Genomic DNA, 6,879 nt, shown 5'->3' with positions numbered 1-6,879 from the left:
TCTAATTATCCTATTTTTATAAAAAAAAGTTTTTATGACTTTCTATATCAAACCCTTATTTCTTTTTTGCACGATTTTTTGTTTGTTTTCCTGTAAATCTCAAACCATAATTGCTGATGTTGGAACTAAAGATCAATCCGTTGTCAATGACACTGCGTTTGTAAATTTGAAAGACTACAGCAAAGATTTTGTTTATGATATGAAATATGCCACTTCGGATAATTTTTTAAAAGCCAAAGTATATGATTGTGCCGAATGTTTTTTGAGATTGAAAACCGTTAAAGCGATGATTGCTGCCAATAATGCTTTTACGAAAATGGGCTATACAATCAAAATATTTGATTGTTACCGTCCTTTGGATATTCAAAAAAGGATGTGGAAAATTGTTTCCAATCCTTCTTATGTTGCTGATCCCGCTAAAGGTTCGATACATAATAGAGGAGGAGCCGTCGATATAACTTTAGTCGACTCTAATGGAAATGAACTCAATATGGGAACGCCATTTGACTTTTTTGGAATCGAAGCCAGTCATAATTATCAAAATCTTTCGCAGGAAATAAAAGATAATAGGGAATTGTTAAAAAGAACAATGATGGAGAAAGGTTTCAATTCCCTTGATTCAGAATGGTGGCATTATAATTTAAAATCAGCCTTAAATGAAAAAGTTTCTAATGCAAAGTGGAAATGTGATTAGTTATTCAACGCACTGCAAATAGTTGATAAAATATGTTTCGGGCTCATAAATTTGATTGTCAAGTTCCGATTGAAATTGTTTTTTGATAACATAATCTTCTATATCAGTCAAATATTTTATTCGCATCAAATTAACGGGAGAACTTTTCAAGTCTTCAAAAGTACCTTTCATAAACATAAAAGTACCTTGTAAAATTCTATTATCAAAACCTTTGTCATCTCGAATCATTGAACCACAATTTTCTTGGTCAATGTGAAGGAGCGTTATTATTTTGCCATTATTTAACTGTAAAAATAATTTTGAATTTTTATCAAAACAATTGGCCTTCATAAATTCTTTACTTTTTTGAATAAACTGTAAATTCAGAGTCGGCAGGCCATCAGTCAATGCTAAAGAGTAAAAAATATAATTAGTATTTCCTGCGAAATTTTTTTCGTAAATCATATACTCCTTGGTAGACTTATAGGAACCAATAGAATCGGTGACATTTGCACTGTATTCACAAGGTTTTTGGGCGAATAAATTACTGCTTATCAAGAAAAAAATTACTAGGACTGCTTGTTTCATCTGTTTATACTATTTGTTTTTTATTGGAAGATGGAACGCCTATAACCATTATCCTATGTGTCAATGACGATTGTAATGGGCGTTTCATTTTTATTATATTTTTTTGCAAATTAAAACTATTTTATTGTCATTTTCATCAGTCGTGAAAAAACAATATAAATTTCCTCCTTCTTTTATTTTCCATTTTTTTCGAAGGTTTTCAACAGAGTCAGGAAAATTCCGAGTACTGATATTGGCCTTTTTGTTTTCTAAAAAATTCTTCACTTCATTTTTGTGATAGGGTATCGAGTTCTCAATTTCAAAAATACGTCCCGGAAAAGGAATTAGGGTTGAATTGGTATATAAATGGGAATGTTTATGCAGTTTATTAAGATTATAAAAATTGCCCACTTCATCAAAACCTCCCGATTTCATTATAGCGCTATTGGGTTCGTACAAATACTTTTGGGGTAAACTATATTTTGGTAATTCTATATTGTCGTCCAAAACAAATTCAAAAACATCCATTTTTTCCTTTAAAATGTTGACTGTTTTGATGTCTATTTTTCCTGTATAATCTTCATGGATTTCCCATAATAATTCCTTTACTTCATTTTCAACTGCTACAATATGAATTGCTTTTACATTTTTCAATTCGGTTAAACCTGCAGCAATATCGAGTAGAGGAGCTGTTTTTATTAGAATTGAATCTGAATATTGAAATAATAAATCAAGATTTTCGGGAACATTTGGTAAACAATCCTTGAGCATAAAAACTTTCCCTTTGGTATCGTTTCTTCTTGAAGGGTCAATATAAATCCAATCCCATTTTGTGTTTAATGAATTTAAAGTTGCTAAACTATCACCTACATAACAAGTAATATTCTCAACCTTTAATTGTTCAAAATTGTGTTTTACAATTTTGGAAAGTCCTGGATTTATTTCGCAATGCGCTACCTTTTGTATCTTCTTGGCAAAATAATAATCGTCGATGCCAAAACCTCCTGTTAAATCGATTAAACTTTCGCCAGAGACTATACCAGCTTTATAAGAGGCTGTTTTTTCAGAAGAAGTTTGTTCAATGGAAATTTTGCTAGGGTAAACAATGTTTTTGGTGGCAAACCAAATGGGTAATTTGGATTTAGCTTTTGTTTTAGCTTCAATTTGATTAAGGATAGAAATCCATTCTACATTTGGAAATGGATTTTTTTGTAGCGCCATTTTTGAAATAGTTGCACCAATATTATCGTTGATAAATTCTTGAATTTCGGGATTTAAAATTTCTAAATCCAAAATTATATGTCTTTAGTTAGTAATTTTATTACTGCATTTTCCGGAAAAAATTCTTTTCCTATAACTTTCAAAATAGTATACAAAGGAACTGCAACAATCATCCCTAAAATACCAGAAAGAAACCCAGCTATTAATATCACAAGAAATATCTCTAAAGGATGCGAACTGACACTTTTAGAAAAAATTAGAGGTTGCGAAAAGTTGTTATCTATGATTTGTACAATCCAAAATCCAATTAATACATAGATTGTTGTGGGTAATATTTCAGTTTGAAAATCGCTTCCCAAGTTGCTCAGCATTGTTAGAATTGCAGCTAAAACTGAGGCTATTAATGGTCCAATGTAAGGTACAATATTTAAAACGGCGCATAAAAAGGCGATGATAAATAGATTTGGAATTCCAAATATTAATAGCACAATAATATATAAAATGAAAATAATAAATAATTGAAGTAATAAACCAATAAAATAGCGGGAAAGTAAATGGTTTATTTTATGTACAGAATTCAAAATCTTGTCCTCCTGACTGTCAGGAATCAATTTTTTTGCTCCATCAATAAAAAGCAATCGGTCTTTTAAAAAGAAAAAAGTAATAAATAATACTGAAGCTAAACCAATTCCGAAACTACTAATTGTTCCCAAGACAGCATTTAAAAAATTTGGAATGAAATTGAAATTTATTTTAGAAGTTAGCTTTGCTTCATTTAACATTTCTTCAGAATCTATATGATGACTTTCTAGAAAAACAGAAACTTGATTTATTAATTGGGTTATATCTTTTTCAATTTCAGCTGTTTTTAGAAGCGATAAATTTTGTCCTTGAGATGATATTAATGGGATGAACATCATCACAAAACCGGTAATAAATGAAATAAATATGAAAAGTGTAGCTATTGTTGCCAAAGTATGCTTGAATTTTAATCTATTTTTAAAGAAATCAAGAATTGGATTTCCTATTAAAGTAAGAATCAAGGCCACAACCAGATAAATTAAAACAGACTGAATTAAATATAAGAAATATAGTGATATTGCAGCTAAAACTAAAAAACCTATTGCTCTTAAAATTCCGTTTGCAATTATTTTTGAAGTAATCATTTCTGTTTTTTTTAGAGGATAAAGATAAAAAAAACTCGCTAACAAGTAGCGAGTTTTATATTCAAAAAATTAATAGAAATTAAATTCCAAAAGCAGCCCTTGCTCCACCAGAAACAAATATGGCAGCCATTCTTGCTTTTTGACCGTTAGTAAACATATACATTCCTCTATCGTCTGTGTAATCCATATAGTTCATTGTCATTTCATTATGAGGAATAGGCGCGCATAAACTTACATAAGGATATACAGGAACACCAAAGTTTGAAGTTTTGGCGGTAGGAGTATCTGCAACTAAATCGTCGCCACAAGAAGCATCTCCCCAAATATGACGAAGGTTCATCCAGTGACCCACTTCGTGAGAAGCTGTTCTTCCTAAATTATAAGGATAACTTGCTGCACTTGATAAACCAAAATAGAAAGAATCAATAACAACTCCATCAGTTGCTAAAGAACCTCCTGGAAATTGTGCATATCCTAAAATGCCACCACCAATGGTACAAGCCCAAAGATTTAGAGTTGTAGATGGTGAAGTAGGGTTAATTCCGCCTTGTTTCGATTTTTTCATTGCATCTCTGGTTCCCCAAGATGTTTTAGTAGTTGATTTTCTAATAATTCCGGTACCTCCAACAGTTTTATCTAGTTCAAAAGTGATACCAATATTTGCTGCTATTCCAGACCATTCAGCAGGAACATTGCTAAAATCAGAGTTTGAGGCAGTAAAATCTTTGTTTAACACATCAATTTGAGATTGAATTTGGGCATCTGAAATATTTTCGGCCGTGGTTCTCCATAAAACGTTTACCACAACAGGAATTACAATATTACCATTTACTAATTTAAAATTAGACCTTGAAATTGTACTTTGTGTAAAAGCCTCAATTTGGTTCATTCTAATGGCTAATGTTGGATCAGCTGCTAATTGAGCTTCAAGAACCTCTTGAGAGGCACAACTACGATGAGCAGTAGCGCTAGTAGTTGGAGCAGTTGAATCAGTTGTATCATTTTGACAAGAAAACAGCATTAGGATTGCAGCTGCTGAGAAAAGGATTTTTTTCATAATAATAGATGTTAGATTATAATGATTGTGGTTAATATCATCACAATTATATAACAAATTTATTAAAATAGCAAATTTATAAAACTTATGTGTCTATTTAGTTATATTAAATTTCAAACTTGTAATATGATAAATGTCATTTTTATTTAGACTTAATATAAATTACTTTGTTGTCTAAATTTAATGTTATGAGATTCAAGTGGTTTTTGGGGCTATATTGTATTCTTTGTTATACAATTTCATATTCTCAAATTGCTGAGCCTTCTTCGGTCGTTGATCGATACATTCTTCAAGTTGAAATAGAAGCGCAGTATGCTGTTCAAAAAGATGAGACAGAAAAAATAGTTACTTGGAGTATGCCAAGTACACTTTTTAGATTTGGATTATTTAAAGATGTTGAATTGCAATTAAACATCCCTTTAATAAAAGAACAATTTTATGTGGGCAATAATTTAGTGCGCAATACTAAAAGATTCACAAACATACAAATGGGAACTTCAGTCAATCTTTGGAAACAAAGAAACTTAATTCCTGAAGTTGCCTTTATGGCTAGAATTATTATCCCTGTTCAAAAGGAAAAGGAGTTCAATAACGTTGGTGCAATTATTGCATTCAACTTTTCGAATGTCATTAGTAAAAAACTTTTATTTAATTACAATATTGGTTTTGTTAAGTGTAACGACAACGATAATCTAGGATACTATGACATCAATTTGATGTATGATATAAATCAAAAAATTCATTTATTTTTAGAAAACTATTCTGATTTTGATGTTAAATCGGTTATTTCTCATACTATAAATGTTGGTGGAGGTTATGCGATTAATAAAAATTTATGTTTTGATATGTCAATAGCAAATGGTCTTAATCACAATCTGTTTTATACAAATTTACGGTTTACTTGGGCTATAAATACTAAAAATAATTTTTATTGACAATCCGCTAAATAGACTGATTTTTCTAATTATACTTTTTTAATAAGTTTCAATTATTAAAAATGTAATTCATAATATTAGCACCCATTTTTAATGCTTTTTCACGAACTTCAAAAGGGTCGTTGTGCACTTCTTGATCTTCCCATCCGTCACCTAAATCACATTCGAAAGTGTATAGTAATACCAATCTATTGTCTATAAAAATTCCAAAAGCTTGTGGACGTTTTCCGTCGTGTTCGTGAATTTTTGGTAATCCACTGGAGAAAAGATATGGTTTTTGAAAAATTTGGTGATTTGCCGGAATTTCTACCAAATCATTATTGGGAAAAATTTTTTTGATTTCTTTCCTAATGTATTGATCCATTCCATAATTATCGTCAATATGCAGAAAACCTCCTGAAGTCAAATAATTTCTCAAATTACTGACATCGGCTTCACTAAAAACTACGTTTCCGTGTCCGGTCATATGAACGAAAGGATAGGAAAATAAATCGGGACTACTGGGTTCTACCGTGGCAGGTTTTGGTTTTATTTTCGTATTAATGTTAGTATTACAATATTTTATCAAATTAGGCAATGAAGTAGGATTTGCATACCAATCGCCACCTCCGCTGTATTTTACCAAAGCAATTTCTTGGGAAAATGAAGCAGTATAAACCAATAAAAGCAAACCTATGTAAAGTCTTTTCATAAAATGATAAATTATCAGTAATTCCTCCTTTTAGTATAATCTTGTTGATTTTGTCATTTCGACGAAGGAGAAATCTCATAACGAGAGCAACTAATGTGATTTCTCCTTCGTCGAAATGACAAAACTGTATAATCTTTGTTTATTTCAATGATTCTTCATTCACATAAACAACGCTATGGCAAGCTACAATAGCGGCTGTTTCGGTTCGCAATCTTGTATTTCCTAATGATACAGGAACATAGTTGTTTTCGAGTGCCAAGGCAATTTCTTTTTCCGAAAAATCGCCTTCCGGACCAATGAGCAACGTAACGTTTTCGTTTGGTTTTAAAACCGATTTCAATGATTTTTTGTCTGTTTCCTCACAATGGGCAATCAAGTGCAAACCTTCATTTTTGCGTTTTATAAATTCCTTGAAAGTTATGGCTTCATTGAGTTTTGGTAGGAATAAAACATTTGATTGTTTCATTGCCGTCAATATAATTTTATCAAATCGATCATTATTTATCACTTTTCGTTCGGAACGGTCACAAATAATTGGTGTGATTTCGTGAATTCCAATTTCGGTTGCT

General features: G+C 31.0%; 8 protein-coding genes. 2 read left to right on the top strand and 6 right to left on the bottom strand.

Going from position 1 to position 6,879, the window contains the following annotated elements; genetic code table 11:
• Positions 1-34: 34 nt before the first annotated feature.
• Positions 35-694, top strand: a complete 660-nt coding sequence (locus ACH2BV_RS08415) for a M15 family metallopeptidase (RefSeq protein ID WP_395050278.1) — start codon at positions 35-37, stop codon at positions 692-694.
• On the opposite strand, the gene ACH2BV_RS08410 is transcribed toward ACH2BV_RS08415, so the two are convergent.
• The 4 genes from ACH2BV_RS08410 to ACH2BV_RS08395 form a co-directional block, all read right to left on the bottom strand.
• Positions 695-1,261 carry a hypothetical protein gene (locus ACH2BV_RS08410; RefSeq protein ID WP_395050277.1) on the bottom strand — a complete coding sequence of 189 codons (567 nt, stop codon included), beginning with the start codon at positions 1,259-1,261 and terminating at the stop codon, positions 695-697.
• A gap of 93 nt (positions 1,262-1,354) precedes the next feature.
• Positions 1,355-2,533 carry a class I SAM-dependent methyltransferase gene (locus tag ACH2BV_RS08405; protein ID WP_395050276.1) on the bottom strand — a complete coding sequence of 393 codons (1,179 nt, stop codon included), beginning with the start codon at positions 2,531-2,533 and terminating at the stop codon, positions 1,355-1,357.
• Between the two features lie 2 nt (positions 2,534-2,535).
• Positions 2,536-3,627, bottom strand: a complete 1,092-nt coding sequence (locus tag ACH2BV_RS08400) for an AI-2E family transporter (protein WP_395050275.1) — start codon at positions 3,625-3,627, stop codon at positions 2,536-2,538.
• A 79-nt stretch (positions 3,628-3,706) separates the two neighbouring features.
• Positions 3,707-4,684, bottom strand: coding sequence for a zinc metalloprotease (locus tag ACH2BV_RS08395; RefSeq protein WP_395050274.1), 978 nt, complete (start codon positions 4,682-4,684; stop codon positions 3,707-3,709).
• Between the two features lie 188 nt (positions 4,685-4,872).
• Between ACH2BV_RS08395 and ACH2BV_RS08390 the strand changes: the two genes are divergently transcribed.
• Positions 4,873-5,619 (top strand): transporter, encoded by a 747-nt coding sequence (locus ACH2BV_RS08390; protein WP_395050273.1) that lies wholly within the window; start codon positions 4,873-4,875, stop codon positions 5,617-5,619.
• Between the two features lie 49 nt (positions 5,620-5,668).
• On the opposite strand, the gene ACH2BV_RS08385 is transcribed toward ACH2BV_RS08390, so the two are convergent.
• Positions 5,669-6,310 carry a DUF4159 domain-containing protein gene (locus tag ACH2BV_RS08385; protein ID WP_395050272.1) on the bottom strand — a complete coding sequence of 214 codons (642 nt, stop codon included), beginning with the start codon at positions 6,308-6,310 and terminating at the stop codon, positions 5,669-5,671.
• A 139-nt stretch (positions 6,311-6,449) separates the two neighbouring features.
• Positions 6,450-6,879 (bottom strand): RsmE family RNA methyltransferase (locus tag ACH2BV_RS08380; protein ID WP_395050271.1); only part of this gene is annotated, 430 nt, incomplete at its 5' end.

Origin of the sequence: Flavobacterium sp., assembly GCF_043780635.1 — a bacterium.
Classification (GTDB): domain Bacteria; phylum Bacteroidota; class Bacteroidia; order Flavobacteriales; family Flavobacteriaceae; genus Flavobacterium.
This window is presented reverse-complemented; position numbering and strand designations above follow the sequence as displayed.